The following is a 26,166-nucleotide window of genomic DNA, read 5'->3' on the forward strand; positions in this document are numbered from 1 at the left end:
GCCCCCAACTCACATGACAACCCGCCGCAGACCCTCTTGGTCGCGGCTCACGCCATCTGATTGGAGTTTGATGACCATGAGTGTGGAAACTCAAAAGGAAACCCTGGGCTTCCAGACCGAGGTAAAGCAGCTGCTGCACCTCATGATCCATTCGCTGTATTCCAACAAGGAAATCTTCCTTCGCGAATTGATCTCGAACGCCTCTGACGCCGTAGACAAATTGCGTTTCGAAGCCCTGTCCAAGCCTGAGTTGCTGGAAGGTGGCGCGGAACTGAAAATCCGTGTGAGCTTCGACAAGGACGCCAAGACCGTCACTCTCGAAGACAACGGCATCGGCATGAGCCGTGAAGATGTGATCACCCACCTGGGGACCATCGCCAAGTCCGGCACTGCCGACTTCATGAAAAACCTCTCGGGCGACCAGAAAAAGGATTCGCACCTGATCGGTCAGTTCGGCGTGGGCTTCTATTCCGCGTTCATCGTGGCCGACAAGGTGGACGTGTACAGCCGCCGTGCCGGCACCCCGGCCAGCGAAGGCGTGCACTGGTCGTCCAAGGGCGAGGGTGAGTTCGAAGTCGCCACTGTCGACAAAGCCGACCGCGGTACCCGTATCGTGCTGCACCTGAAGTCCGGCGAAGACGAATTCGCCGACGGCTGGCGCCTGCGCAACATCATCAAGAAGTACTCCGACCACATCGCCTTGCCGATCGAGCTGCCAAAAGAAGCGGCAGCTGCCGAAGGCGAAGAGAAGCCGGCCGTCGAGTGGGAAACCGTCAACCGCGCCAGCGCCCTGTGGACCCGTCCTCGCACTGACGTGAAGGACGAGGAATACCAGGAGTTCTACAAGCACATCGCTCACGACTTCGAAAACCCGCTGAGCTGGAGCCACAACAAGGTCGAAGGCAAGCTCGAATACAGCTCGCTGCTGTACGTGCCGGCCCGTGCGCCATTCGATCTGTACCAGCGTGAAGCACCAAAAGGCCTGAAGTTGTACGTGCAGCGCGTGTTCGTCATGGATCAGGCCGAGTCGTTCCTGCCGCTGTACCTGCGCTTCATCAAGGGCGTGGTCGACTCCAACGACCTGTCGCTGAACGTGTCGCGGGAAATCCTGCAGAAAGACCCGATCATCGACTCCATGAAGTCGGCACTGACCAAGCGCGTGCTGGACATGCTGGAGAAGCTGGCCAAAAACGAGCCTGAGCAATACAAGGGCTTCTGGAAGAACTTCGGCCAGGTCATGAAGGAAGGCCCGGCGGAAGACTTCGCCAACAAGGAAAAAATCGCCGGTCTGCTGCGTTTCGCATCCACCAGCGGTGACGACGGCGAGCAAGTGGTCGGTCTGGCTGAGTACCTGGCTCGCGCCAAGGAAGGCCAGGACAAGATCTACTACCTGACCGGCGAAACCTACGCACAGGTCAAGAACAGCCCGCACCTGGAAGTCTTCCGCAAGAAAGGCATCGAAGTGCTGCTGCTGACCGACCGCATCGACGAGTGGCTGATGAGCTACCTCAGTGACTTCGACGGCAAGAGCTTCGTTGACGTGGCGCGCGGTGACCTGGACCTGGGTAACCTGGATTCGGAAGAGGACAAGAAGGCTGCTGAAGAAGTCGCCAAGTCCAAGGAAGGTCTGGTTGAGCGTCTGAAGACGGCACTGGGCGAATCCGTTGCCGAAGTTCGGGTTTCCCATCGCCTGACCGATTCGCCGGCGATCCTGGCCATCGGCGAGCAGGACCTGGGTCTGCAAATGCGTCAGATCCTCGAAGCAAGCGGGCAGAAGGTGCCGGATTCGAAGCCGATCTTCGAATTCAACCCGACCCATCCGCTGATCGAGAAGCTCGACAACGAGCAGAGCGACGAGCGCTTCGGCGACCTGTCGCACATCCTGTTCGATCAGGCGGCCCTGGCGGCCGGCGACAGCCTGAAAGACCCGGCAGCCTATGTGCGCCGGCTGAACAAGCTGTTGGTTGAACTGTCGGTTTAACTGCGTTCTGGAAAAACCCGCTTCGGCGGGTTTTTTCATTCTGATATTTAACAATCAGGAGTCAGAAATGAGCCAAATCACTGTACGTTCGGTTGCCTACCAGATTGACGGTCAGCCCTACGAAAGCCGCGTGGCGTTCGATGCCGACCATAAGGGCGCGCGTCCCGGCCTGTTGATGGCGCCGAACTGGATGGGCGTCGGCGCGGGTGCCGAGGAAATCGCCAAATCGGTGGCTGCCAAGGGCTACGTGGTGTTGATCGCCGATATCTATGGTCAATCGGTTCGTCCGCAGAACAACGACGAGGCGGGCGCCGCGATGATGCCCCTGAAGAATGACCGTGCATTGCTGCGCAAGCGCATGCAGGCGGCGTTCGAGCAGTTGCAGAAGCAGGGTGAGGCCGCGGTCGATACTTCGAAGCTGGCGACCTTCGGTTTCTGTTTCGGCGGTTGCTGCGCGTTGGAGTTCGCGCGTACCGGTGCGCCGGTGAAGGCGGCGGTTTCGTTCCACGGCACGCTGGATACGCCGAATCCGGCGGATGCGAAGAACATCAAGGGCAAGGTGCTGGTGCTGCACGGCGCGTCCGATCCATTGGTACCGAAGGAGCAGTTGCCGGCGTTCGAGGATGAAATGAATGCCGCCGGTGTGGATTGGCAGCTGCTCAGCTACGGCGGCGCGTTCCACTCGTTCACTGACCCGCACGCCAAGGTGCCTGGCATGATGATGTACGACGCCAAGATTGCCGCGCGGGCGTTTACCTCGATGCACAATCTGCTGGATGAAGTGTTCAAGGGCTGAGTTGGTTGTCAGGTGCTGATTTTTTCTGCGCCTGACAGGGCCTCTTCGCGAGCAAGCCCGCTCCCACATTTGATCGCATTCCAATGTGGGAGCGGGCTTGCTCGCGAAGGCTGACTAACAGGCAATACAAGACTCAGGGCAATTCGATCCGCTCGGATTCCCCCGGCACCTTTGGCCAATCCCCGGCCGCCCAGCGCTTGCGGGCTTCATCGATCCTGGCTGGATCACTCGAGACAAAATTCCAGTTGATTCGCCGCGGACCGTCCAGCGGCGCGCCGCCAAACAGCACCGCATGACTGTCGCTATCGGCGAACAAGGTCATCTCTTCTCCCGGTGGCAGGACCACCAGATCATGAGGTTCTACTGGCTCGCCATTGAGCTGTACCTCGCCACTGAGCACATACAGCGCACGTTCTTCATGCTCGGTGGGGATCAGCAGGGTCGTTGCCGTTTGCAGGTGCAGTTCGGCGTACAGCGTGGGGGACAGCACCGGCACCGGTGATTCCAGGCAAAAGCCTGATCCGGCAATCATTCGAATCTGTACCCCGAGGTTCTCGCTGACCGGCAATGTGGTCGCAGGATGATGGCTGTAGTGGCCGGGGCCCTGTTCGTGTTCCTTGGGGGAGGCCAGCCAGATCTGCAGGCCGTGCATCGTGAAATCCTGGCCCTTGAGGGCTTCGGGGGTACGCTCCACGTGGGCGATGGCGGTGCCGGCGGTCATCCAGCTGACGTCCCCAGGTTTGACCACCTGGTCCGAGCCCAGGCTGTCCTTGTGCTGGAGCTGGCCTTCGAAGAGATAAGTGAGGGTGGACAGGCCGATGTGCGGATGCTGGCGGATGTTCATGCCATCGCCTGCGGCATAGCGCGTCTCGAGCATGTGGTCGAAAAACACGAAGGGCCCGACGTTGCGGCATTTGGCCGAAGGCAGCGGGCGCAGAATCGGCTGACCCTCGACATCTTCTGCGCGGGGGCGGATCACGAGCGGAGTGTTCATGGTGCGTTCCAGGCTGAGCGGGTTATGCGCTCGAGCATAACCCGCTTGCGCAACCGATGCTGCTACTGACTGAACGCGCCTTCGCAAAGGTGGGTTTCGATGCTGACTTCGCTGGTGGTCATCAGCTTGTGGATCGGGCAACGATCGGCCACGCGGTGCAGTTCGTCACGCTGAGCGTCGGTCAGGACGCCCTTGAGGGTCAGTTTGACGTGCAGGGCGTATTTGCCTTTTTGTTCTTCGCTGTTGTCGCGTTTGACTTCGACGCCAACGCCGGTCAGCGGGATGCCCTTTTTCTTTGCGTAGAGTTTGAGGGTCAGTGCCTTGCAGGTGCCCAGGGCGGCATCGAAGTAGTCGTGCGGCTCCGGCGCCGAACCTTCGCCGTCTGCGGTGACGGGGGCGTCGGCGAAGAGTTCGTGGTCATCGATTTGTACGGTGTGGCGAAGGCCTTCGGCGGTGATGGTGTTGACGGTGACTGTCATGGGGAACCTCGTTGGCATCGGGATTGGTCATTCGATCAAAAACGGCTTTGAAGGTATAGAGCGGGTGTGCTGTCTGTTGTTCCAATTTTCCTGGGGGGGGGGCTGGGTTGGGGCTAGGCGACATCACCTTTGAATGACACGCCGCATTCGCGAGCAAGCCCGCTCCCACAATGACGGCCTGCTTGCTCTTCTGCAGGAGCTGTCGAGTGCAACGAGGCTGCGATCTTTTGCTCGAAAAAAACCCCGCGATTGCGGGGCTTTTCATTGGGCTTGGGCTCAGCTGCCTTTGACTGTCTTGCCGTTGACCTTGCCGTCCAGGAGCATGATGTTGTACTCCTTGCCGTCGGTTTCGACCTGTTGCAGGCGGACCAGCAGGTAGTCCCAGTCCTTGGCGAACCAGAGTACGGTGGTGCGTTTGCTTTGTGTCGGGTCGCGTACGCGTTCGACTTTGACTGCGTCGATCTGGCCGGCCTTGGTGTCGACCTTTTCCGAGCCCAGCACGCGGAAGTCGTAGGTGTCGACTTCGCCATCATCGACCACCTGATAGCTCATGCTTTTTTTGCCGGCGGCCACGTCGTGCTGCAGTGCCAGTTGGTAGGTGGATTTGTCGACCATGCCGCGGTTGAGCGGAATGTTGACGGCGTCGCCGCGGTCGGTGCCGGTGACTTTCTTGGCCGCCCAGTCGAAGTCCAGGTCGGCTTTCTTGGCTTTGCCCAGACCGCCACGTTCGAAGTGGTAGGACTGTGGCAGCAGGGTGTCCTTGTCGACGGTCAGGGTGCTTTCTTCGGTCAGGCTGGCGATCATCATCGAAGCCTTGAAGCTGAGCTTCCAGACGCCGTTGGCTTCCTTGGTCAGGCTGCGTTCGGCGGTGCCGCTCATGGGCAACTGCTTCCAGTCGGCGGTGTAGCTGGCGGAGAAGGGTTGAAGGTCTGCCGCCTGTGCGAAGGGCAGGGCGAGCAGCGCGCAAGCGAAGAGCAGGGCACGACGCATAAAGTCTCCTAGGTTCGTATCAAGTGGCCGCTGGCCGCGAGTAACTGTCCATCCAGTAAAGCACCTTGATCGTCGAGCGATAACCGGCCTTCGGCAAACCAGCGGACGGCCATCGGGTAGATCAGGTGTTCCTGAACATGGACTCGCTGCGCCAGGCTTTGCGGCGAGTCGTGCAACTCTACCGGTATTACAGCCTGTACGACCAGTGGTCCGCCATCGAGTTCCTCGGTGACGAAGTGCACGGAGCAGCCGTGTTCCGCGTCGCCGGCCTCCAGCGCCCGCTGATGAGTATGTAACCCTTTGTATTTGGGCAGCAGCGAGGGATGGATATTGAGCAGGCGACCCTGGTAATGGCGTACGAAATCTGCGCTGAGAATGCGCATGAAGCCGGCCAGTACCACGAGTTTGGGATTGAACGCGTCGATCAGTTCGATCAGCGCGGCATCGAAGGCCTCGCGGCCATCGAATGCCTTGTGATCCAGGGTGCGGGTTTCGATACCCGCGTCCCTGGCGCGTTGCAGGCCGTAGGCGTCGGTGCGGTTGGAGATCACCGCAGCGATGCGGACCGGGCTGTCGCCGGTCCGCGTGCTGTCGATCAGGGCCTGCAAGTTACTGCCGGTGCCGGACAACAGCACCACAACATCACAGGTGGCAGGCATCAGTGAGCCTTGAGGTTCTTCAGTTCGACCTGGGCCGCGCCTTCGGCAGCTGTGGCGATCTGGCCGATGACCCATGGCTGCTCGCCAGCGTCGCGCAGCACTTTCAGGGAAGCTTCAACGTGCTCCTGAGCCACGCAGATGACCATGCCCACGCCGCAGTTCAGTACGCGGTGCATTTCGTTCTCTTCGACGTTGCCTTTCTCTTGCAGCCAGTCGAATACCGCCGGGCGGTTCCAGCTCGCCACGTCGACCACAGCCTGGGCGCCTGTTGGCAGTACGCGCGGGATGTTGTCCAGCAGACCGCCACCGGTGATGTGGGCCATGGCTTTGACAGCGCCGGTTTCCTTGATCAGCTTGAGCAGCGGCTTCACGTAGATGCGGGTCGGGGCCATCAGCAGGTCGGTCAGCGGCTTGCCGTCAAGCTGGGTGTTCTCGATGTCGGCACCGGACACTTCGATGATCTTGCGGATCAGCGAGTAGCCGTTGGAGTGCGGGCCGGAAGACGGGAGGGCGAGCAGGGCATCGCCGGCAGCGACTTTGGAGCCGTCGATGATTTCGGATTTTTCCACCACGCCGACGCAGAAGCCGGCCAGGTCGTAGTCTTCGCCTTCGTACATGCCTGGCATTTCAGCGGTTTCGCCGCCGACCAGGGAGCAGCCGGACAGCTCGCAGCCTGCGCCGATACCGGTCACGACCTGAGCGGCGGTGTCGACGTTCAGCTTGCCGGTGGCGTAGTAGTCCAGGAAGAACAGTGGCTCGGCGCCGCAGACCACCAGGTCGTTCACGCACATGGCGACCAGGTCGATGCCGATGCTGTCGTGCTTGTTCAGGTTCAGTGCCAGGCGCAGCTTGGTGCCGACGCCGTCAGTACCGGAAACCAGCACAGGTTGCTTGTAGCCGGCCGGGATTTCGCAGAGGGCGCCGAAACCGCCCAGGCCGCCCATGACTTCCGGGCGCGCAGTGCGCTTGGCGACGCTCTTGATGCGTTCGACCAATGCTTCACCGGCGTCGATGTCTACACCGGCGTCCTTGTAGCTCAGGGAGGGTTGCTTGCTCATGATCCAGGCCTTTAGGGGAATTTCTGAGTAACGACCGAGTTCAGCGGCGCCGCCGAAATCGAAGTGGGCGATTGCCTCACGCGAATTTCGAAAGTGCCCGGCTGTTGCCGGTCTGCGAAGGCGCGCGATTTTATCAGGCTTGAAGGGCAGCGGCCATCCTCACGCCGACGGCAGGGGCATATCGGCATAAAAAAACCGTCATTGGCGCGTGATGGTGGCATCCTGCAGGCCTGCGTAAAGTAACGCCGTTAAGCGTCTATCGTTATGACAGTGCGAAAACTTACCCGGGACGTGTGAATGTTTTGCGCAGGGTGATGGTCACAGCCTTGCTCGAACGTTTTCATGCGGTCTGTTCCAGCCGCTCTTGTCGTCAGGAATCTTCCATGCGTTTTTGTAAATTCTTGTTTGTGGGTTGTCTGTCATTGATCAGCCTGGTCAGCCAGGCTGAAACGGTCAAAGGCCTTTATCAGGTGCGCGAACCGGTCAACGGCCAGTCGCCGGAGGAGCGCGATCAGGCCACTCAGCGCGCCCTCGATACGCTGGTTTTGCGCCTGACCGGTGACCCCAAGGCGGCGCAGAGTCCGGGGCTGGCGGCGATCCGCAAGGACCCGCAGCAGATCATCAGCCAGTTCGGCTACGACGCCGGTCCGCCGGAAGTGTTGAAAGTCGATTTCGATCCAGGCACCACCGAACAGGCGTTGCGCCGCGCGGGGCTGGCCATGTGGGGCGCCAATCGGCCGTCGATCCTGGGCTGGTGGTTGAATGATTCCACCGAGGGTTCAAGCCTGGTCGGCGATGGCCAGGCCAGTGCGGCGCCGCTACGCCGTGCGGCGCAACACCGTGGTTTGCCGCTGCGCTTGCCATTGGCGGATCTGAATGAACAGATCGTCGCCACGGCACCGAATCTGGAAAGCGCCGATCCTGCGCCGCTGCGCACCGCATCGGAACGCTACAATGCCGACGCCCTGCTGGCCGTGCATGCCCGCGAGGAAGGCGGGAAATGGCAGGCCAATTGGCGCATGTGGCTGGGTGACCAGAAAGAGGCGGGCACTGCCGAGGGCGCCGATCAGGCGGCACTGGCGGATGCGGTGATGCTGGCGGTCAACGAGCGACTGGCGCCACGCTTTGTCGCCAAACCCGGGGCTTCGGCCGCGCAGTTGCTGGAGGTTCAAGGCATGAACCTTGAGCGCTATGCGGCCCTTGGGCGGCTGCTGGAGCCTTTCAACGGGCGCCCGCAAAGTGTGAACGGCGACAAGATCCTGTATCGGGTCAATGGCAGTACCGAACAGCTGCGCGCGCAATTGTCGTTGGCCAAGTTGCAGGAGGTGTCAGCGCCTGCGCCGGCTCCGGTGGCGCCCGCTGCTCCGGCGGCCGACGGTTCGGCTCCTGCGGCAGCGCCCGCGCCCGCACCTGCACCGGCCGTCACACCCGCGCTGTATTTTCGCTGGTAGTTTTTCTTTCTATATATAGAAGCAATGGAGTGGTTCATGGGTGATACGCGGCGTTGGTTCTGGTTGGGTGGGGTGATTCTGCTCTGCGGGTTCATCTGGTTGTTGCACCCGATCCTGTCGCCGTTTCTGGTGGCGCTGTTGTTGGCTTATCTGTTCGACCCGCTGGTGGACCGGCTGGAGAAGGCCGGGCTGTCTCGTACCCTGGGCGTCGTCGCGGTGTTCGCGCTGTTCACCCTGATCTTCACCGCGCTGTTGCTGGTGCTGGTGCCGATGCTCGCCAAGCAGTTGTTTCGTCTGTATGAGCTGGCGCCGCAGATGCTCGACTGGTTGCAGCACACCGCGTTGCCGTGGGCGCAATCGAAGTTCGGCCTGTCGGAAGGTTTCTGGAAGTTCGACAAGCTCAAGGCGGCCATCAGCGAACACATGGGGCAGACCACCGACATCGTCGGCGTGGTGCTGACCCAGGCGACGGCTTCTGGCCTGGCGCTGATGGCGTGGCTGGCGAACCTGGTGCTGATCCCTGTGGTGAGCTTCTACTTGCTGCGTGATTGGGACGTGATGATGGCCAAGATTCGCAGCCTGCTGCCTCGTGATCGCGAGGAGCGTGCGGTGTTGCTGGCCGGCGAATGTCATGAAGTGCTCGGAGCCTTCGTGCGCGGGCAGTTGCTGGTGATGGTGGCGCTGGGCGTGATCTACGCGGCGGGCCTGATGCTGGTGGGGCTGGAGTTGGGTCTGTTGATCGGCCTGATCGCCGGGCTGGCGGCCATCGTGCCGTACATGGGCTTTGTCATCGGTATTGGCGCGGCCTTGATCGCCGGCCTGTTTCAGTTTGGCGGCGATCTGTATCCGATGGTCGGCATCGTTGCGGTGTTCATGGTCGGGCAGGCGCTGGAGGGCATGGTGCTGACGCCGTTGCTGGTGGGCGATCGCATCGGCTTGCACCCGGTGGCGGTGATCTTCGCGATCCTGGCCGGCGGCGAGCTGTTCGGTTTCACCGGCATCCTGCTGGCGCTGCCGGTGGCGGCGGTGATCATGGTGCTGGTGCGCCATGTTCACGATTTGTACAAGGATTCGGAGATCTACAGCGGTGTCGACGAGCCGGAGCTTTAGGCTGCCGGCACCGCCAAGGAAACTGTCATGAAACCGGGGCGCTGACGCAAACCTTTGATTTTGCTTGTGGTGTGTCGCATTGTGCGGTCGGCTTCACGGGTATAAACTTCGCAAACTTTACACAGAGGTCACTAACGGTTCCTTGGGAACTGTTCAGTCAGCATGGAACCGATTCAGCTGCCCCTAGGTGTGCGTCTGCGTGACGACGCCACCTTCATCAACTACTACCCAGGCGCCAATGCCGCTGCACTCGGCTATGTCGAGCGACTGTGCGAAGCCGACGCCGGCTGGACCGAAAGCCTGATTTACCTGTGGGGCAAACACGGCGTGGGGCGTACTCATCTGTTGCAGGCCGCGTGCCTGCGCTTCGAGCAGATGGGGGAGCCGGCGGTTTACCTGCCGCTGGCCGAGTTGATGGATCGCGGCGTGGAAATTCTCGACAACCTGGAGCAGTACGAACTGGTTTGCCTGGATGACCTGCAGGCGGTCGCCGGGAAGGCTGACTGGGAAGAAGCGCTGTTCCATCTGTTCAATCGTCTGCGTGACAGCGGTCGGCGGCTGCTGATCGCTGCGTCGACCTCCCCGCGCGAACTGCCGGTGAAGCTGGCGGACCTCAAATCCCGCCTGACCCTGGCGCTGATCTTCCAGATGCGCCCGCTCTCCGATGAAGACAAATTGCGTGCCCTGCAATTGCGCGCATCCCGTCGCGGCCTGCACCTGACTGACGAAGTCGGGCATTTTATTCTGACCCGCGGCACCCGCAGCATGAGTGCGCTGTTCGAATTGCTCGAACGCCTCGATCAGGCCTCCCTTCAAGCGCAGCGCAAGCTGACGATTCCGTTCCTTAAAGAAACCCTGGGCTGGTAGCCAAGCCAGTAAAATCGCGGGCTGCAGCGCTGTCCGGCATATTTCAGGCGCCAGAAAATGCGCTTTCCTGCACGGTGCAGGCTACGCAAACGATCAAAATGGGCTTAAGCGCTTAGATGTAAGGGACAAACAAGAAAGTCACAAAAAGTTCGATTGAATTTGCAAATGGGTTTGATAGCGGGCATAGTCTCGGCTTCTTTACAACTATCAGCCACGGTCGTGCCCATGCTAAAGCGCTTCGCACCCCTCGTGCCCCTCGCACTCGTTACCCTGCTTTTCGGTTGCGCTGCCCACACCCCGGTGTCGCAGCAGGTGCAGCAACAGCAGGTTCAGAACCCAGTCGCCGTCCAGTCCTCCATTCGTTACCAGGACTCTCTTTACCAGGACGAAGTTGCGACCGAAAAAGAACTGGCCGCCTTTGCCGATGGCAAGTCTTATCAACTGCCGGCCCTGGCCGACAGCATCCTCGAACGCGGCATGTCCCTGATCGGTACCCGTTACCGTTTCGGCGGTACCTCTGAAGCCGGTTTCGATTGCAGCGGATTCATCGGTTACCTGTTCCGCGAAGAAGCTGGCATGAACCTGCCGCGCTCGACCCGCGAAATGATCAACGTGGACGCACCGCTGGTTTCGCGCAACAAGCTCAAGCCGGGCGATCTGCTGTTCTTCGCGACCTCTGGTCGTCGTAATCGTGTCAGCCACGCCGGTATCTACCTGGGCGACAACCAGTTCATCCATTCCAGCAGCCGCCGCAGCGGTGGTGTGCGGATCGATAGCCTGGGCGACAGCTACTGGAGCAAATCCTTCATCGAAGCCAAGCGCGCACTCGCGATGGCGCCTGCTGCAACGCCGGAAATCGTCACCGCGCGCAAGTAAGCAGACAATCTGTAAGGCGAACTTAAAGTCTTACTTGAAGTTTGGCGCATAAGCGCTAGAATTCTGATCATGAATGATGGCAAACCGCCTGCGTGACGCGCAGGCGGTTTTCTTTTCTGCGTCGTTGCAGAAAAAAGCCGCAGCCAGATCAGGATGCTCTGCTTATGTCGATGTCGGCCCGCCTCACAATCATCTTCCTCGCCGCGCTGCTCAGCGCGTGTGCCAGTCGTACGCCGCCACCTGCGCCGGTGGTACGTCCTCCCATCGTTTTCGGCCCCTCACAGTCGTTTTCCCCGGAAGCGGAAGACGTGCTGTTTCGTGCGCTGGGGCTGGTGGGCACGCCTTATCGCTGGGGCGGCAATACGCCGGATTCCGGGTTCGATTGCAGCGGGCTGATCGGCTATGTCTACCGTGATGTCACCGGTATTGCCCTGCCGCGCACCACCCGGGAGATGATCAGCATGCAGGCCGCGGATGTCGGCAAGGAAGGGCTGCAAACCGGTGATCTGGTGTTCTTTGCCACCAATGGCGGCTCGCAGGTCAGCCACGCCGGCATCTATGTGGGTGAAGGGCGTTTCGTCCACGCACCTGCCACCGGTGGCACCGTGAAGCTCGACAGCTTGTCCAAGGCCTATTGGCAGAAAGCCTACCTGAGTGCCAAGCGTGTCCTGCAACCGGAGCATCTGGCGCGTAATCCCTGACACCCGGAGGGTGTGGTCATGACCGCTCGCACGCTCAACCTCGACGATTCGCTCTATCAGTACCTGCTTGACGTGTCCCTGCGCGAAACACCGCTGCTCAAGCGCCTGCGTGATGAAACCCAGGCCTTGCCGACGGCGCAATGGCAGGTGGCGCCGGAGCAGGGGCAGTTCCTCGCGTTGCTGGTCAAGCTCACCGGCGCCCGGCGCGTGCTCGAAGTCGGCACCTTCACCGGTTACAGCGCGCTGTGCATGGCGGCGGCATTGCCGGACGACGGTTCGTTGATCTGCTGTGATATCCCGGGTGACTACAACGCCACGGCCCTTCGGTACTGGCATGAGGCGGGGCTGGCCGATCGCATTGATCTGCGTTTGGCGCCGGCGCTGGAAACCCTGGAAAAGCTGGATCAGCCGGGGCAGTTCGATCTGGTGTTCATCGATGCCGACAAGGCCAACTACCCGGCTTATCTGGAGCATGCGTTGCGTTTGCTGCGCGTGGGTGGATTGGCGGTGTTCGACAATACGCTGTGGAGTGGGCGGGTGCTCGAAGACAATCCGCAGAGTGCTGATACCCGTGCGATTCAGTCGCTCAATCGGGCGTTGAAGGAGGATGGGCGGGTGGATCTGTCGTTGTTGCCGCTGGGGGATGGGCTGACCCTTTGCCGTAAGCGGTAATTGACTGTTGGAAAAGATCGCAGCCTTCGGCAGCTCCTACAGGGTGTACATCAATCCCGTGTGGGAGCTGCCGAAGGCTGCGATCTTTTTTCGGTTTATTTAACCGCCGAAACCCGCCAAACCTTGTTCCCCACATCATCGGCCACCAGCAGATCCCCCTGCTGATCGATCACCACACCCACCGGCCGACCCATGGCTTCTTCCTTGTCATTGAGGAACCCCGTCAGCACATCCACCGGCTGCCCCACCGGTTTGCCGGCACTGAAGGGCACGAAGATCACTTTGTAGCCACTGTGCGGCTTGCGGTTCCAGGAGCCGTGCTGGCCGATGAAAGCGCCTTCCTTGAATTGCGCCGGCAGGCGATTGTTTTCGGCGAATGTCAGGCCCAGCGACGCGGTGTGCGGGCCGACCGCGTAGTCCGGGGCGATGGCTTTGGCCACCAGCTGCGGATTCTGTGGCTCGACGCGCACGTCGACATGCTGGCCGTAGTAGCTGAACGGCCAGCCATAAAACCCGCCGTCCTTCACCGAGGTGATGTAGTCGGGCACCAGGTCGCTGCCGATTTCGTCCCGTTCATTGACCGCGGTCCACAGCGCGCCGGTCGACGGTTCCCAGGCCAGGCCGTTGGGGTTGCGAATCCCTGAGGCGAAGATGCGGTGGTTGCCGGTGGCGCGATCCACTTCCCAGATCGCCGCGCGGCCTTCTTCCTTGTCCAGACCGTTCTCGCCGACGTTGCTATTGGAGCCCACCGTGACGTAGAGCTTGCTGCCGTCCTTGCTGGCGATGACGTTTTTCGTCCAGTGGTGATTCAGCGTGCCGCCCGGCAGATCCACCACCTTGATGGGCGGTGACTTGATCTCGGTGGCGCCGTTTTCATAGTGGAAGCGCAACAGGCGATCGGTGTCGGCGACATACAGGTCGTTGCCCACCAGGGTCATGCCGAACGGTGAATTGAGATTTTCCAGGAACACCGTCCGGGTTTCGGCGATGCCGTCGTGGTCGCTGTCGCGCAGCAGGGTGATGCGGTTCGGGCTTGGCGTGCCGGCACCGGCACGGCCCATGACTTTCCTGGTGATCCAGCCCTTGATGCCCTTGTTGTCATCGGGCTTGGGGGGAGCATTGGTTTCGGCCACCAGAATGTCGCCGTTGGGCAGTACATAAAGCCAGCGCGGATGATCCAGGCCGTCGGCGAAGGCGGCGACCTGGGTGCCGCTGGCGGCCACCGGTTTTGAGCCGTCCGGCCAACCGATGGCCGGGGCGATGTTCATGGTCGGAAAAAGGGTCTTGTTCGGTTCCGGCAGCTTCGGCGCGGGGCCGGTGCCATCCGAGACTTGCAGGCTGGAGGTTTCACCGCAGGCGACGAGCCCGCAGGCGAAACCGAGGACGAGAACGAGCTGGGGCTTGCGCATGCTGACCTTCCCTATGAATGCAGTGACCTGTTCAGTAGAGAAGCTTCGTTGCGCGATGGTTCAACCGGTCAGCCGTGCGCTTCCTTGAGCAGCATGGCGATGCCGGGGTGATAGTGGCCCGCTTCGTTGTGCAACTTGCGATACGCGTAGGGGAAATACCAGGCCACGGCGCAGGTATGTTCCTTTTGCAGGTCGTCGACCATGTCCTGCAATTCTTCGGGGCTGGCGCTGTGCTGGGTTTTCTGTGGCGCGACGAACAGGCAGCCGAGCTTCAGGTCACTGGCGTAGCTGATCCGCTTGGCACTGGTGGTGATGTCGTAGAGGGGCTGGGTCAGGTTCAGGTTGTTGACCCGCGGCCAGCGTTGCGTCGCCTGCAGCCAGGCGCGGGCTTCGGGCGTGGCGATGAACAGGTCGGCGCGGCCGTTGCGTTCGCCGTCTTCTATCTGTTTACGGGTGGGCGATTGTTCGAGGGTAATGATTTCGGCCATCCATGCGGCCGCGCTGAGCAGCCCGATATTGGCTTTTTCGTCCAGCCAGTAGGGCGTTTCACTGTCGCCACGGATGGCGTTGTAGCGATCGATACAGTCAAACCAGCGCTCCAGCACCGGGCGCAGGAATTCCAGCTTCGGATTGCTGATGATCATGCCTTGCATGGGGCTCACCTTTTTATTTTGGTGTGAATTGCTGTGAGTTATGGCTCTTTGATATCACTGCTGACAGTGTGGCACAAGATTGGCGTCAGAATATTGAGCAGCAGTCGATATTCCCGAATCAGGCCCCCGGCTTTAATTGACGCTCCACCCCCAACCCTCTAACCTTCGCCGCTTGTTTCAGGTGCTCTGTGGCCATGGCCGACAGAGTGAAACAGGGAAGCCGGTGAGTGGTCGATGCGATGCATCGAGGTCTGCGATCCCGGCGCTGCCCCCGCAACGGTAAATGAGTGAAGGCTGCGCCTTGAGCCACTGTGTCGACGACATGGGAAGGCGCGCAGCCGGGCTGCGAGCCGCTCATGAGCCCGGAGACCGGCCTGATCCATCCAGATGGCATCACGGTGGGCGATGCCAGGCTTCCCGCTATCTATTCTTGTGCCTGCCCGCCGTTATTCCTGCCTCAACGGAGAGCTCCCCATGACTGAATCTTCTGATCGTGACGAACGTCATCTGGCGCGCATGCAGCGCAAAAAAGCCGTGATCGACGAGCGTATCGCCAACTCCCCCAACGAATGCGGCCTGCTGCTGGTGCTGACCGGCAACGGCAAGGGCAAGAGCAGTTCGGCGTTCGGCATGCTCGCGCGGTCCATGGGCCATGGCATGCAGTGCGGCGTGGTGCAGTTCATCAAGGGTCGCAACAGCACCGGCGAGGAATTGTTCTTCCGCCGCTTCCCCGAACAAGTGCGCTTTCACGTGATGGGCGAGGGCTTCACTTGGGAAACCCAGGACCGCCAGCGTGACATCGCCGCCGCCGAAGCGGCCTGGGCGGTGTCCCGGGAACTGCTGCGCGATCCGTCCATCGGCCTGGTGGTGCTGGACGAACTGAATATCGCCCTCAAGCACGGCTATCTGGATCTTGATCAGGTCCTCAGCGATTTGCAGGCCCGCCCGCCCATGCAGCATGTGGTGGTCACCGGTCGCGGCGCCAAGCCGGAGATGATCGAACTGGCCGACACCGTCACCGAGATGGGCATGATCAAGCACGCCTTCCAGGCCGGGATCAAAGCGCAGAAGGGCGTCGAACTGTGAATGCACCTCGTCATTGCCCGGCGGTGCTCATCGCCGCCCCGGCCTCCGGTCAGGGCAAGACCACCGTCACCGCCGCGCTGGCCCGTTTGCACCGCAACCAGGGGCGCAAGGTTCGCGTATTCAAATGCGGTCCGGACTTTCTCGACCCGATGATTCTCGAGCGCGCCAGCGGTGCGCCGGTGTATCAGCTGGACATGTGGATGGTCGGCGAGCAGGAAAGCCGACGCCTGTTGTGGGAAGCCGCAGGCGTTGCCGATCTGATTTTGATCGAAGGGGTAATGGGCCTGTTCGACGGCACGCCCTCCAGCGCAGATCTGGCGCGGCACTTTGGCGTGCCGGTGCTGGGCGTGATCGACGGCACCGCCATGGCCCAGACCTTTGGTGCGCTGGCCCTGGGCCTGGCGCGTTATCAGCCGGACCTGCCGTTTGCCGGCGTGCTGGCCAACCGCGTCGGCACCCAGCGTCACGCGCAATTGCTGGAAGGCAGCCTGACCGAGGGCCTGCGCTGGTACGGCGCCTTGTCCCGGGAAACCGGCATCGAATTGCCGAGTCGGCATCTGGGGCTGGTGCAGGCCAGCGAGTTGAACGATCTGGACCTGCGTCTGGATGCAGCGGCCGATGCCCTGGCCAGCAGTTGCGAAGTCGCGCTGCCGCCAGCGGTGGAGTTTGCCGCCCCCGAAGTGATCGCCGCCGAACCGCTTCTGGCCGGCGTGCGCATTGCCGTGGCCCGGGACGAAGCCTTTGCCTTCACCTATGGCGCGAGCCTGGATGTGTTGCGTGCGATGGGCGCCGAACTGCGCTTCTTCTCGCCGATCCGCGATGCGCAATTGCCCGAGGCCGATAGCCTGTATCTGCCCGGTGGTTACCCGGAGCTGCATCACGTGGCGCTGTCGCAAAACACCTCGATGCTCAACGCCATCCGCGCGCACCATGAGGCGGGCAAACCGCTGCTGGCCGAGTGTGGCGGCATGCTCTATCTGCTCGATTCGCTGACCGATGTCGAAGGCACTCGCGCTGAACTGGTGGGCTTGCTGGCGGGCGATGCGGTGATGCAGAAGCGTCTTGCTGCGCTGGCCTTGCAGGCAGTTGAACTGCCGGAAGGATCGCTGCGCGGGCACACCTATCACCACTCGCTGACCACCACCGACCTGACCCCGATTGCCCGGGGCCTGAGCCCAAATGGCGGACGCGGGGCGGAGGCGGTTTTCCGCGAGGGGCGGATGACGGCCTCGTATGTGCATTTTTATTTTCCGTCCAATCCGACGGCGGTGGCCGCACTGTTTGCGCCTGATCATGGCGCCGCCATCGCGAGCAGGCTCGCTCCCGCAAAGGAGCACCTGACCTCTCCCACAGTGGAACACCTGACTTCCGTGGGAGCGAGCCTGCTCGCGAAAAGTCATGACTGACCACGCTTTCAGCCAGGAAGAACGCGCAGCCGTCTACCGAGCCATCGCCGAACGCCGCGACATGCGCCACTTCAGCGGCGGCACGGTCGAGCCCGAACTGCTGCGGCGCTTGCTCGAGGCCGCGCACCAGGCGCCGAGCGTCGGCCTGATGCAGCCCTGGCGTTTCATTCGCATCAGCGACCGCGACCTGCGGGTCAGGATCCGCGATCTGGTGGAGGAAGAACGCATCCGCACCGCCGAAGCCCTCGGCGAGCGCAGTGACCAATTCATGCAACTGAAAGTCGAAGGCATCAACGATTGCGCCGAGCTGCTGGTGGCGGCGCTGATGGATGATCGCGAGCGGCATATCTTCGGTCGGCGCACCTTGCCGGAAATGGACATGGCCTCGCTGTCCTGCGCGATCCAGAACCTGTGGCTGGCGTCCCGTGCCGAAGGGCTGGGGATGGGCTGGGTGTCGCTGTTCGAGCCGCAGGCCCTGGCCGATTTGCTCGGCCTGCCCGCCGGTGCCAAGCCGTTGGCGATTCTGTGCCTGGGACCGGTCAAGGAATTCTATCCGGCGCCGATGCTGGTGCTCGAAGGCTGGGCGCAAGAGCGCGGGCTAAACGAAATGCTGTTTGAGAATTATTGGGGAGTGCGTGCATGAGTGTGGCGTTGTTGAGTGCCGCCGCGGTTGCGCTGGATGCGCTGCTGGGCGAGCCCAAACGCTGGCATCCGCTGGTGGCGTTCGGCCGTTTTGCCGAGCGCATCGAGCAACGTTTCAACGCCGGTGGTCGCGGTTGGCGCAGCCACGGTGTCACCGCCTGGGTGATCGCGGTGTTGCCGCTGACCTTGCTGGCCACCGCGTTTTCGTGGGCGCCCTATGTCGGCTGGCTCGTGGAGATTCTCGCGCTGTATTGCGCCCTGGGCATGCGCAGCCTCGGCGAGCATGTCGAGCCCGTGGCCAAGGCCTTGCGCGGCGGTGATCTGGAAGAGGCCCGCAAACGCGTCAGTTATCTGGTCAGTCGCAAGACCAGCGAGCTGGATGAAACCGCGGTCGCCCGTGCCGCCACCGAGTCGGTGCTGGAGAACGGCAGTGACGCGGTGTTCGCCGCCCTGTTCTGGTTTGCCGTGGCCGGTGCGCCGGGCGTGGTGCTCTATCGCTTGAGCAATACGCTGGATGCGATGTGGGGTTATCGCAACGAGCGCTTCGAGCGTTTCGGCTGGGCGGCGGCGAAGATCGACGACGTCCTCAATTACATTCCCGCGCGTCTGGTGGCATTGACCTACGCGCTGCTGGGCAAAACCCGTCTGGCGTTGAAATGCTGGCGTACTCAGGGCCCGACCTGGGACAGCCCCAATGCCGGACCGGTAATGGCTGCTGGCGCCGGTGCGCTGGGTGTGGAGCTGGGCGGGCCGGCGATTTATCACGGCGAGTTGCACGAGCGTCCGCAACTGGGCGAAGGCGCGCCGGCGGACGCGGACTCCATCGACCGCGGCTGGCAATTGGTCCAGCGCGGGGTATGGTTATGGTTGCTGATTCTCTGCGTGGGAGCTGAGTTCTATGCTTGAGCACGGTGGACGGTTGCGCAAGGCGGCGCTCGAATACGGCATCGAGGAAGCCGATTGGCTTGATCTGTCCAGCGGCCTGGCGCCCTGGCCGTTTCCGGTTCCCGAGATCCCGCTGCGAGCCTGGGCGCGCCTGCCCGAAACCGACGACGGCCTGGAGCAGGCCGCCTGCGATTACTACGGCACCCTGCAAGCCTTGCCGGTGGCCGGCTCGCAAATGGCCATCCAGTTGCTGCCGCGCCTGCGCCGGGCCGGCAAGGTCGGCGTGCTCTCGCCGTGTTACGCCGAACATGCCGAAGCCTGGCGTCGCAACGGCTACATCGTGCGCGAAGTGGTCGAGCAGGAAGTCGACTTCTTCGTCGACAGTCTCGATGTGCTGGTGGTGGTCAATCCGAACAATCCCACGGGCCTGAGCCTGAGCCCCAGCCGTTTGCTCGACTGGCATTCGCGGCTGGCCCAGCGCGGCGGTTGGCTGGTGGTGGACGAGGCGTTCATGGACAACACGCCGCAGCTGAGCGTGGCGCCGTTTGCCCACCAGGTCGGGCTGATCGTGCTGCGCTCCTTCGGCAAATTTTTCGGTCTGGCCGGTGTGCGTCTGGGCTTCGTGCTGGCCGAGCGCAAGCTGCTCCGGCTGCTCGCCGAACAGGTCGGGCCATGGGCGGTGAGCGGTCCGACCCGGGTGCTGGGCCAGGCTTGCCTGCGCGATACCGAAGGCCATGCGCGGCAACGGCTGCGTACCGAAGAGGCCAGCGAACGGCTGGCGACGTTGCTCGACCTGCACGGCTTCAAACCCCAGGGCGGTTGCGCCTTGTTCCAGTGGGTGGTGACCGATCGCGCCAAGGATCTGTACGAGTTCATGGCCCGGCGCGGCATTCTCCTGCGCCTGTTCACGCAAACCGGCAGCCTGCGTTTCGGCCTGCCGGGCGACGACGCCGATTGGGCGCGCCTGAGCGCTGCCTTCGAGGCCTTTGCCAAGGACGCTTCATGACGACGTTGATGGTGCAGGGCACCACCTCCGATGCCGGTAAAAGCACGCTGGTGACGGCGCTGTGCCGTTGGGTCACGCGCCAGGGTGTGCGCGTGGTGCCATTCAAGCCGCAGAACATGGCGCTCAACAGCGCGGTGACTGCCGATGGTGGCGAGATCGGCCGCGCCCAGGCGGTGCAGGCCCAGGCCGCGTTCCTGGAACCGCACACCGACATGAACCCGGTGCTGCTCAAACCCAACAGCGACACCGGTGCCCAGGTGATCATCCATGGCCGCGCGGTCACCACCATGAACGCCGTGGCCTATCACGACTACAAGGCCATCGCCATGCAGGCGGTGCTGGCTTCCCATGCGCGGCTGAGCGCGGCCTATCCGCTGGTGATGGTCGAAGGTGCAGGCTCGCCGGCCGAGATCAATCTGCGTGCCGGCGACATCGCCAACATGGGTTTCGCCGAAGCGGTGGACTGCCCGGTGGTGCTGATCGCCGACATCAACCGGGGCGGGGTGTTCGCGCATCTGGTGGGGACGCTGGAACTGCTGTCGCCGAGCGAGCAGGCGCGGATCAAGGGCTTCATCATCAACCGTTTTCGTGGCGACATCGCCCTGTTGCAGCCGGGCCTGGACTGGCTGGAGCAGCGCACCGGCAAACCGGTGATCGGCGTCCTGCCCTACGTAATGGACCTGCACCTGGAGGCCGAGGACGGCATCGATCAGCGCCAGACCGACAAGGCCGAGCAGGTGCTGAAAGTGGTGGTGCCGGTGCTGCCGCGCATCAGCAACCACACCGATTTCGACCCGCTGCGCCTGCATCCGCAAGTCGACCTGCAATTCATCGGCCCTGGCCAGGCGATCCCTCCGGCTGATCTGATCATCCTTCCCGGCTCGAAAAGCGTGCGCAGCGATCTTGCGTATCTGCGGGCCAACGGCTGGGACACGGCAATCTCCCGACACCTGCGTTACGGCGGCAAAGTGCTGGGGATCTGCGGTGGCCTGCAGATGCTCGGTGAACAGGTGCACGACCCGCTGGGCCTCGAAGGCGCGCCGGGTTCCAGTGCCGGTTTGGGGCTGCTGGCCTTTGACACGGTGCTCGAGCAGGAGAAGCAGCTGCGCAATGTGCGTGGGCGTCTGGCCCTGGAAAACGCTGAAGTCAGTGGCTATGAAATCCATGCCGGCGTGACCACCGGCGTTGCCCTGGAAAACGCCGCGGTGCAGCTCGATGACGGGCGTTGCGATGGCGCGCAGAGCCTTGATGGGCAGATTTTCGGCACTTACCTGCATGGCCTGTTCGAATCGCCTGCGGCCTGTGGCGCGCTGTTGCGTTGGGCCGGTTTGCGGGATGTGCAAGAGGTGGATTACCACGGGTTGCGCGAGCGGGATATCGAGCGGTTGGCGGACCTGGTGGAGCAGCATCTGGATACCGGGCTGTTGCGTGAACTGTGTGGAATCTAGGGTGAATTTGCCGGCCTCTTCGCGAGCAAGCCCGCTCCCACATGGGAACGCGATCAACTGTGGGAGAGGGCTTGCTCGCGAAGACGGCAGTGGCCTCACCGCAAAGCTGAAGGAATAAACCATGCTCCAACTGATCCTCGGCGGCGCCCGCTCCGGCAAGAGTCGCCTGGCCGAAAAGCTCGCCTGCGAAAGCGGCCTGGCCGTGACCTACATCGCCACCAGCCAACCTCTGGACGGCGAGATGAACGAGCGGGTCGCCCATCACCGCGCCCGACGCCCGGTCGAGTGGGGCTTGATCGAAGAGCCGGTCCAACTGGCCCGCGTCCTTCGGGAACGCGCCCGCGCCGACCACTGCCTGCTGGTCGATTGCCTGACCCTGTGGATGACCAACCTGCTGATGCTCGATGACAACGAGCGCCTCAGCGCCGAGCGTGACGCGCTGCTCGAATGCCTGGCTTCGCTGCCGGGCGAAATCATTTTTGTCAGCAACGAGACCGGAATGGGTGTCGTGCCGCTGGGCGAATTGACTCGCCGCTATGTCGATGAAGCCGGTTGGCTGCATCAAGCCCTCGCCGAGCGCTGTCAGCGAGTCGTCCTGACCGTTGCCGGCCTGCCCCTGACTCTGAAAGGAAATGCGTTATGACTCAATCCTGGTGGCTGAATCCGTGCCAATCGATCGACGCCCAGGCGTTGGAGCAGGCGCAGGCCCGGCAACAGCAACTGACCAAACCGGCCGGCTCCCTCGGTCAGCTGGAGTCGGTGGCGGTGCAACTGGCGGGTTTGCAGGGACAGATCAAGCCAACGCTGGAGCAGGTCTGGATAGCCATCTTTGCCGGCGACCACGGCGTAGTGGCCGAGGGCGTGTCGGCGTTTCCCCAGGAAGTCACTGGACAGATGCTGCATAACTTCGTCAACGGCGGTGCGGCGATCAGCGTTCTGGCGCGGCAGTTGAATGCCTCGCTGGAAGTGGTCGATCTGGGCACGGTCACGCCTTCGCTCAACCTGCCGGGCGTGCGTCATTTGAACGTCGGGCCGGGCACGGCGAATTTTGTCCAGGGCCCGGCGATGACCGTCGCCCAGGGCGAACTGGCGCTGGGCGGTGGGCGTGACAGCGTGCTGCGAGCGAAAGCCGCGGGCGCGCAATTGTTCATCGGGGGCGAGATGGGCATCGGCAACACCACCGCCGCCAGTGCCCTGGCCTGTGCCTTGCTCGATTGCCCTGTGGTGCACCTGACCGGACCGGGCACTGGCTTGAACGCAGCGGGCGTGAGCCACAAGGCGCAGGTGATCGAGCGTGCGCTGGCCTTGCATGGCGCTCAGCGTGGCGATGCCCTGCAAACCCTGTTCAATCTCGGTGGTTTCGAGATCGCCGCCTTGGTGGGCGCCTATCTGGCCTGTGCCCAGGAAGGCATCGCCGTGCTGGTGGATGGCTTCATCTGCAGCGTCGCGGCATTGGTTGCGGTGCGCCTGAATCCGCAATGCCGTCCGTGGCTGTTGTTCGGCCATCGTGGTGCCGAGCCCGGGCATCAACATGTATTGGAAACCCTGAACGCCGAGCCGCTGCTGGATCTCGGCCTGCGCTTGGGTGAGGGCAGCGGGGCGGCGCTGGCGGTGCCGCTGCTGCGTCTGGCGTGCGACCTGCACGGGCAGATGGCGACGTTCGCCGAAGCTGCGGTCGCGGACCGTCCGGCATGACCTTGCGTCTGGATCTGCTGCGTCACGGAGAGACCGACCTCGGCGGCGGCCTGCGCGGCAGCCTTGATGATGCGTTGACCGAAAAAGGCTGGCAGCAGATGCGGGCGGCGGTGATGGAGCGCGGTCCGTGGGATCGTCTGGTCAGCTCGCCGTTGCAGCGTTGTGCGCGGTTCGCGGAAGAACTCGCCGGGCAGCTGGATTTGCCGCTGGAGTTCGACCGGAATCTGCAAGAGCTGCACTTCGGCGCGTGGGAAGGGCAGAGCGCCGCGGCACTGATGGAGACCGATGCCGAAGCCCTGGGGCTTTTCTGGTCCGATCCCTATTCGTTTACCCCGCCCGAGGGCGAGCCGGTGGCTGATTTTGCCGCGCGAGTGCTGACGGCCGTGGCGCGGGTTCAGGCGGCGTATGCCGGCCAGCGCGTGCTGCTGATCAGCCATGGCGGCGTCATGCGCTTGTTGCTGGCGCAGGCGCGGGGGTTGCCCCGTGAGCAGTTGCTCAATGTCGAAGTGGGACACGGCGCGTTGATTTCGCTGGCGGTCGAGGCCGATAGCTCGCTCAGGGAAGTGCTCTGACCATGTTGCCGTTCTGGATCGCCTTGCAGTTTCTCAGCAGCCTGCCGATTCGCCTGCCCGGCATGCCGGCAGCGCAGGAGCTGGGGCGTTCGTTGCTGTTCTATCCGCTGGTGGGGCTGCTGTTCGGCGTCATTCTCTGGGCGCTCAATTGGGTGTTGCTGGGGACGCCGCTGTTCTTGCATGCCGCCTTGTTGCTGACGGTTTGGGTGCTGCTCAGCGGCGCGCTGCACCTGGATGGCCTGGCCGACAGCGCCGACGCCTGGCTCGGCGGCTTCGGTGACCGCGAACGCACGCTGACCATCATGAAAGACCCGCGCAGCGGGCCGATCGCGGTGGTCACGCTGGTGCTGGTGTTGTTACTGAAGTTTTGCGCGCTGTTAGCGTTGATCGAGCACCACAACGCTTTGGTCCTGATCATTGTTCCGCTGCTGGGGCGCAGTGCGTTGCTGGGGTTGTTCCTGACGACGCCCTATGTGCGTCCCGGTGGTCTGGGGCAGGCGCTGGCCGACCATCTGCCGCGTCTGGCGGGCAAGCAGGTGCTGGCGGTGAGTGCGCTGGCCTGTGTGCTGATTGCGGGGCTCGGTGGTGTAGTGGCGGTAGTGTCGGCGGTTCTGGTGTTTGTCTGGCTCAGGCATCTGATGCTTCGGCGATTGGGCGGCACCACCGGCGACACGGCGGGCGCGCTTCTGGAATTGCTTGAAGTCATGGTCCTGGTGGGCATTGCCCTGACCCTGTAGGAGCGAGCTTGCTCGTGATGCACTCAAGACCGCTGCGGGGGCATCAGGCGCCCAGCGTCATCGTTGGCGACCATCGCGAGCAAGCTCGCTCCTGCAGGGTTTGCGTGTAACATAAATTTGCAATCCTTCAATCACGGGTATATACACGCACCATGCTCGAATCCCAATGTTTATGCATCAACCTGCGTCGCGCCGCCCGTGGCGTCAGCAGGCATTACGATGGCGCTCTCGATGGCTTCGGGATCAACGTCGCGCAGTATTCTTTGCTGTGCAATCTGCAGCGCCTGGATCAGCCGAGCATTTCCACCCTGGCCGAGGCCATGGGTCTGGATCGCAGCACCCTGGGGCGCAATCTGCGGGTGCTGGAGGGCGAGGGGCTGGTGCAAATGGTGGAAGGCGAGGACATGCGCAACCGCATCGTCCAGCTGACCGACGCCGGGGCCGCACGCCTCAAGGCCGCTCTGCCAGCCTGGGAAGCGGCACAACAGCGACTGGCGGAGCGCCTTGGCGCGGAAAAACGCGAGCTGTTACTTAAGTTGCTGGACGAACTGGCATGAGGCCGGTTCGTTCGATATCAAGCGGGTATATACCCGTGATCGGAGAACAACAATGACATCGATGTGGCGTACATGCGGTTGGGTCCTGCTGGGGAGTGCGCTGATCCTGGCGCTGTCCCTGGGGGTCAGACATGGTTTCGGCCTGTTCCTGGCGCCGATGAGTGCCGAGTTCGGCTGGGGCCGTGAGGTCTTCGCCTTTGCCATCGCCCTGCAAAACCTGATCTGGGGCCTGGCGCAACCCTTCACCGGCGCGCTGGCCGACCGTTTCGGCGCGGCGAAAGTGGTGCTCATCGGTGGCGTGCTGTACGCCCTGGGCCTGATTTTCATGGGCATGTCCGATTCGGCGGTGACCCTGTCCCTGAGTGCCGGTCTGCTGATCGGTATCGGCCTGTCGGGCACCTCGTTCTCGGTGATCCTTGGCGTGGTGGGGCGCGCCGTGCCGCCGGAGAAACGCAGCATGGGCATGGGCATCGCCAGTGCCGCAGGTTCCTTCGGCCAGTTCGCCATGTTGCCCGGCACGCTGGGTTTGATCGGCTGGCTCGGCTGGTCTGCCGCGCTGCTGGCGCTGGGCCTGCTGGTGGCGCTGATCGTGCCGCTGGTGAGCATGCTCAAGGACAAACCACTGCCGGCGATGGGGCATGAGCAAACGTTGTCCGAAGCCTTGCGCGAGGCCTGCTCCCATTCGGGGTTCTGGCTGTTGGCGTTCGGCTTTTTCGTCTGCGGTTTCCAGGTGGTGTTCATCGGTGTGCACCTGCCGTCGTACCTGGTGGATCAACACCTGCCGGCCAGCGTCGGTACAACCGTGCTGGCCCTGATCGGCCTGTTCAACATCTTCGGCACCTACACCGCGGGCTGGCTGGGCGGGCGCATGTCCAAGCCCAAGTTGCTCACCGGCCTGTATCTGCTGCGGGCAGTGGTGATCGCCCTGTTCCTGTGGGCGCCGGTGACGACGACCAGCGCCTACCTGTTCGGCATGGCCATGGGCTTCCTGTGGCTGTCGACGGTGCCCCTGACCAATGGCACCGTCGCGACCTTGTTCGGTGTACGAAATCTGTCCATGCTCGGGGGCATCGTGTTCCTGTTCCATCAGCTCGGCTCGTTCCTCGGCGGCTGGTTGGGCGGGGTGGTGTACGACCACACCGGGAGTTATGACTTGATCTGGCAGGTAGCAATTCTCTTGAGCCTGATGGCCGCCGCCCTGAACTGGCCGGTGCGCGAGCGCCCGGTGGCGCGCCTGCAATCGCAGATGAGCGCGACATGAACCGACTCTGGCCACGTATCACCGTCCTGGCGATCTGCGCCCTGCTGCTGGCCCTGGCGTGGTGGGGCTGGCATCAGGGCGGGCTGGCGTTGATGCAGTTGGGCATGAGTATTTGCCAGTGAAGCGTGGGGACGAGTAACGTCGTCCCTGACGATTCCTTACAAGGAAGCACCGA

General features: G+C 62.6%; 28 protein-coding genes and 1 riboswitch. Of the genes, 21 read left to right on the plus strand and 7 right to left on the minus strand.

All coding sequences use genetic code 11. From position 1 onward, the window contains the following. Positions 1-76 precede the first annotated feature (76 nt). Together htpG and HNO86_RS22555 are read left to right on the plus strand one after the other, a co-directional pair. Positions 77-1,981, plus strand: a complete 1,905-nt coding sequence (htpG, locus tag HNO86_RS22550) for a molecular chaperone HtpG (RefSeq protein WP_175379141.1) — start codon at positions 77-79, stop codon at positions 1,979-1,981. A gap of 67 nt (positions 1,982-2,048) precedes the next feature. Next, on the plus strand, positions 2,049-2,777 hold the full coding sequence (locus HNO86_RS22555; protein WP_175379142.1) for a dienelactone hydrolase family protein: 729 nt from the start codon (positions 2,049-2,051) through the stop codon (positions 2,775-2,777). Positions 2,778-2,910: 133 nt separating this feature from the next. On the opposite strand, the gene HNO86_RS22560 is transcribed toward HNO86_RS22555, so the two are convergent. The 5 genes from HNO86_RS22560 to purM form a co-directional block, all read right to left on the minus strand. Next, entirely contained in the window at positions 2,911-3,771 is an 861-nt protein-coding gene (locus HNO86_RS22560; protein ID WP_175379143.1) for a pirin family protein, read from the minus strand. A 62-nt stretch (positions 3,772-3,833) separates the two neighbouring features. Next, positions 3,834-4,250, minus strand: coding sequence for an OsmC family protein (locus tag HNO86_RS22565; RefSeq protein ID WP_175379144.1), 417 nt, complete (start codon positions 4,248-4,250; stop codon positions 3,834-3,836). 276 nt (positions 4,251-4,526) lie between these two features. After that, positions 4,527-5,240 (minus strand): DUF3108 domain-containing protein, encoded by a 714-nt coding sequence (locus HNO86_RS22570; protein ID WP_175379145.1) that lies wholly within the window; start codon positions 5,238-5,240, stop codon positions 4,527-4,529. An 8-nt stretch (positions 5,241-5,248) separates the two neighbouring features. Beyond that, positions 5,249-5,899, minus strand: a complete 651-nt coding sequence (purN, locus tag HNO86_RS22575) for a phosphoribosylglycinamide formyltransferase (protein ID WP_175379146.1) — start codon at positions 5,897-5,899, stop codon at positions 5,249-5,251. Then, on the minus strand, positions 5,899-6,957 hold the full coding sequence (gene purM / locus HNO86_RS22580; RefSeq protein ID WP_175379147.1) for a phosphoribosylformylglycinamidine cyclo-ligase: 1,059 nt from the start codon (positions 6,955-6,957) through the stop codon (positions 5,899-5,901). Before purM ends, purN begins: the two co-directional genes overlap by 1 nt. A gap of 383 nt (positions 6,958-7,340) precedes the next feature. Between purM and HNO86_RS22585 the strand changes: the two genes are divergently transcribed. The 6 genes from HNO86_RS22585 (at position 7,341) to HNO86_RS22610 (ending at position 12,634) form a co-directional block, all read left to right on the plus strand. After that, entirely contained in the window at positions 7,341-8,408 is a 1,068-nt protein-coding gene (locus HNO86_RS22585; RefSeq protein WP_175379148.1) for a DUF2066 domain-containing protein, read from the plus strand. A 36-nt stretch (positions 8,409-8,444) separates the two neighbouring features. After that, positions 8,445-9,518, plus strand: a complete 1,074-nt coding sequence (locus tag HNO86_RS22590; RefSeq protein WP_175379149.1) for an AI-2E family transporter — start codon at positions 8,445-8,447, stop codon at positions 9,516-9,518. A gap of 162 nt (positions 9,519-9,680) precedes the next feature. Next, positions 9,681-10,385: a DnaA regulatory inactivator Hda gene (gene hda / locus HNO86_RS22595; RefSeq protein WP_175379150.1), complete on the plus strand. Its 705-nt coding sequence runs from the start codon at positions 9,681-9,683 to the stop codon at positions 10,383-10,385. 225 nt (positions 10,386-10,610) lie between these two features. Continuing rightward, complete coding sequence (locus tag HNO86_RS22600) at positions 10,611-11,261, plus strand: C40 family peptidase (protein ID WP_175379151.1); 651 nt, start codon at positions 10,611-10,613, stop codon at positions 11,259-11,261. Positions 11,262-11,425: 164 nt separating this feature from the next. Then, the gene (locus HNO86_RS22605; RefSeq protein WP_175379152.1) at positions 11,426-11,962 is read left to right on the plus strand and encodes a C40 family peptidase; all 537 of its coding nucleotides are present in this window, start codon (positions 11,426-11,428) and stop codon (positions 11,960-11,962) included. 18 nt (positions 11,963-11,980) lie between these two features. Further along, on the plus strand, positions 11,981-12,634 hold the full coding sequence (locus HNO86_RS22610; protein ID WP_175379153.1) for an O-methyltransferase: 654 nt from the start codon (positions 11,981-11,983) through the stop codon (positions 12,632-12,634). 95 nt (positions 12,635-12,729) lie between these two features. On the opposite strand, the gene HNO86_RS22615 is transcribed toward HNO86_RS22610, so the two are convergent. Continuing rightward, on the minus strand, positions 12,730-14,043 hold the full coding sequence (locus tag HNO86_RS22615; protein ID WP_175379154.1) for a sorbosone dehydrogenase family protein: 1,314 nt from the start codon (positions 14,041-14,043) through the stop codon (positions 12,730-12,732). Positions 14,044-14,111: 68 nt separating this feature from the next. Then, a complete protein-coding gene (locus HNO86_RS22620) occupies positions 14,112-14,696 on the minus strand; it encodes a hypothetical protein (protein WP_175379155.1) in 585 nt (194 codons plus the stop codon). A gap of 162 nt (positions 14,697-14,858) precedes the next feature. Then, positions 14,859-15,089: riboswitch (cobalamin riboswitch) on the plus strand. 81 nt (positions 15,090-15,170) lie between these two features. Here HNO86_RS22620 and cobO point away from each other — a divergent pair. The 13 genes from cobO (at position 15,171) to HNO86_RS30330 (ending at position 26,113) form a co-directional block, all read left to right on the plus strand. Then, a complete protein-coding gene (gene cobO, locus HNO86_RS22625; RefSeq protein ID WP_175379156.1) occupies positions 15,171-15,782 on the plus strand; it encodes a cob(I)yrinic acid a,c-diamide adenosyltransferase in 612 nt (203 codons plus the stop codon). Beyond that, positions 15,779-17,188, plus strand: a complete 1,410-nt coding sequence (locus tag HNO86_RS22630; RefSeq protein WP_175379157.1) for a cobyrinate a,c-diamide synthase — start codon at positions 15,779-15,781, stop codon at positions 17,186-17,188. The genes cobO and HNO86_RS22630 overlap by 4 nt, the downstream gene beginning before the upstream one ends. Further along, a complete protein-coding gene (gene bluB, locus HNO86_RS22635; RefSeq protein ID WP_175379158.1) occupies positions 17,181-17,831 on the plus strand; it encodes a 5,6-dimethylbenzimidazole synthase in 651 nt (216 codons plus the stop codon). The genes HNO86_RS22630 and bluB overlap by 8 nt, the downstream gene beginning before the upstream one ends. Next, the gene (cbiB, locus tag HNO86_RS22640) at positions 17,828-18,736 is read left to right on the plus strand and encodes an adenosylcobinamide-phosphate synthase CbiB (protein ID WP_175379159.1); all 909 of its coding nucleotides are present in this window, start codon (positions 17,828-17,830) and stop codon (positions 18,734-18,736) included. The genes bluB and cbiB overlap by 4 nt, the downstream gene beginning before the upstream one ends. After that, positions 18,729-19,721, plus strand: coding sequence for a threonine-phosphate decarboxylase CobD (gene cobD, locus HNO86_RS22645; protein ID WP_175379160.1), 993 nt, complete (start codon positions 18,729-18,731; stop codon positions 19,719-19,721). Before cbiB ends, cobD begins: the two co-directional genes overlap by 8 nt. Continuing rightward, a complete protein-coding gene (locus HNO86_RS22650; RefSeq protein WP_175379161.1) occupies positions 19,718-21,169 on the plus strand; it encodes a cobyric acid synthase in 1,452 nt (483 codons plus the stop codon). The genes cobD and HNO86_RS22650 overlap by 4 nt, the downstream gene beginning before the upstream one ends. A 121-nt stretch (positions 21,170-21,290) precedes the next feature. Then, positions 21,291-21,812: a bifunctional adenosylcobinamide kinase/adenosylcobinamide-phosphate guanylyltransferase gene (gene cobU / locus HNO86_RS22655; protein WP_175379162.1), complete on the plus strand. Its 522-nt coding sequence runs from the start codon at positions 21,291-21,293 to the stop codon at positions 21,810-21,812. After that, positions 21,809-22,864 (plus strand): nicotinate-nucleotide--dimethylbenzimidazole phosphoribosyltransferase, encoded by a 1,056-nt coding sequence (gene cobT / locus HNO86_RS22660; protein ID WP_175379163.1) that lies wholly within the window; start codon positions 21,809-21,811, stop codon positions 22,862-22,864. Before cobU ends, cobT begins: the two co-directional genes overlap by 4 nt. After that, positions 22,861-23,436, plus strand: a complete 576-nt coding sequence (gene cobC, locus HNO86_RS22665) for an alpha-ribazole phosphatase family protein (protein ID WP_175379164.1) — start codon at positions 22,861-22,863, stop codon at positions 23,434-23,436. Before cobT ends, cobC begins: the two co-directional genes overlap by 4 nt. Positions 23,437-23,438: 2 nt before the next feature. Beyond that, positions 23,439-24,173, plus strand: coding sequence for an adenosylcobinamide-GDP ribazoletransferase (locus tag HNO86_RS22670; RefSeq protein ID WP_175379165.1), 735 nt, complete (start codon positions 23,439-23,441; stop codon positions 24,171-24,173). 152 nt (positions 24,174-24,325) lie between these two features. After that, a complete protein-coding gene (locus tag HNO86_RS22675; protein ID WP_175379166.1) occupies positions 24,326-24,730 on the plus strand; it encodes a MarR family winged helix-turn-helix transcriptional regulator in 405 nt (134 codons plus the stop codon). A 52-nt stretch (positions 24,731-24,782) separates the two neighbouring features. After that, positions 24,783-25,991 carry an MFS transporter gene (locus tag HNO86_RS22680; RefSeq protein ID WP_175379167.1) on the plus strand — a complete coding sequence of 403 codons (1,209 nt, stop codon included), beginning with the start codon at positions 24,783-24,785 and terminating at the stop codon, positions 25,989-25,991. After that, entirely contained in the window at positions 25,988-26,113 is a 126-nt protein-coding gene (locus tag HNO86_RS30330) for a hypothetical protein (protein WP_256672722.1), read from the plus strand. The genes HNO86_RS22680 and HNO86_RS30330 overlap by 4 nt, the downstream gene beginning before the upstream one ends. Positions 26,114-26,166: the final 53 nt, after the last annotated feature.

The organism is Pseudomonas sp. C1C7, from assembly GCF_013359595.1.
Taxonomy (GTDB): Bacteria; Pseudomonadota; Gammaproteobacteria; order Pseudomonadales; family Pseudomonadaceae; genus Aquipseudomonas.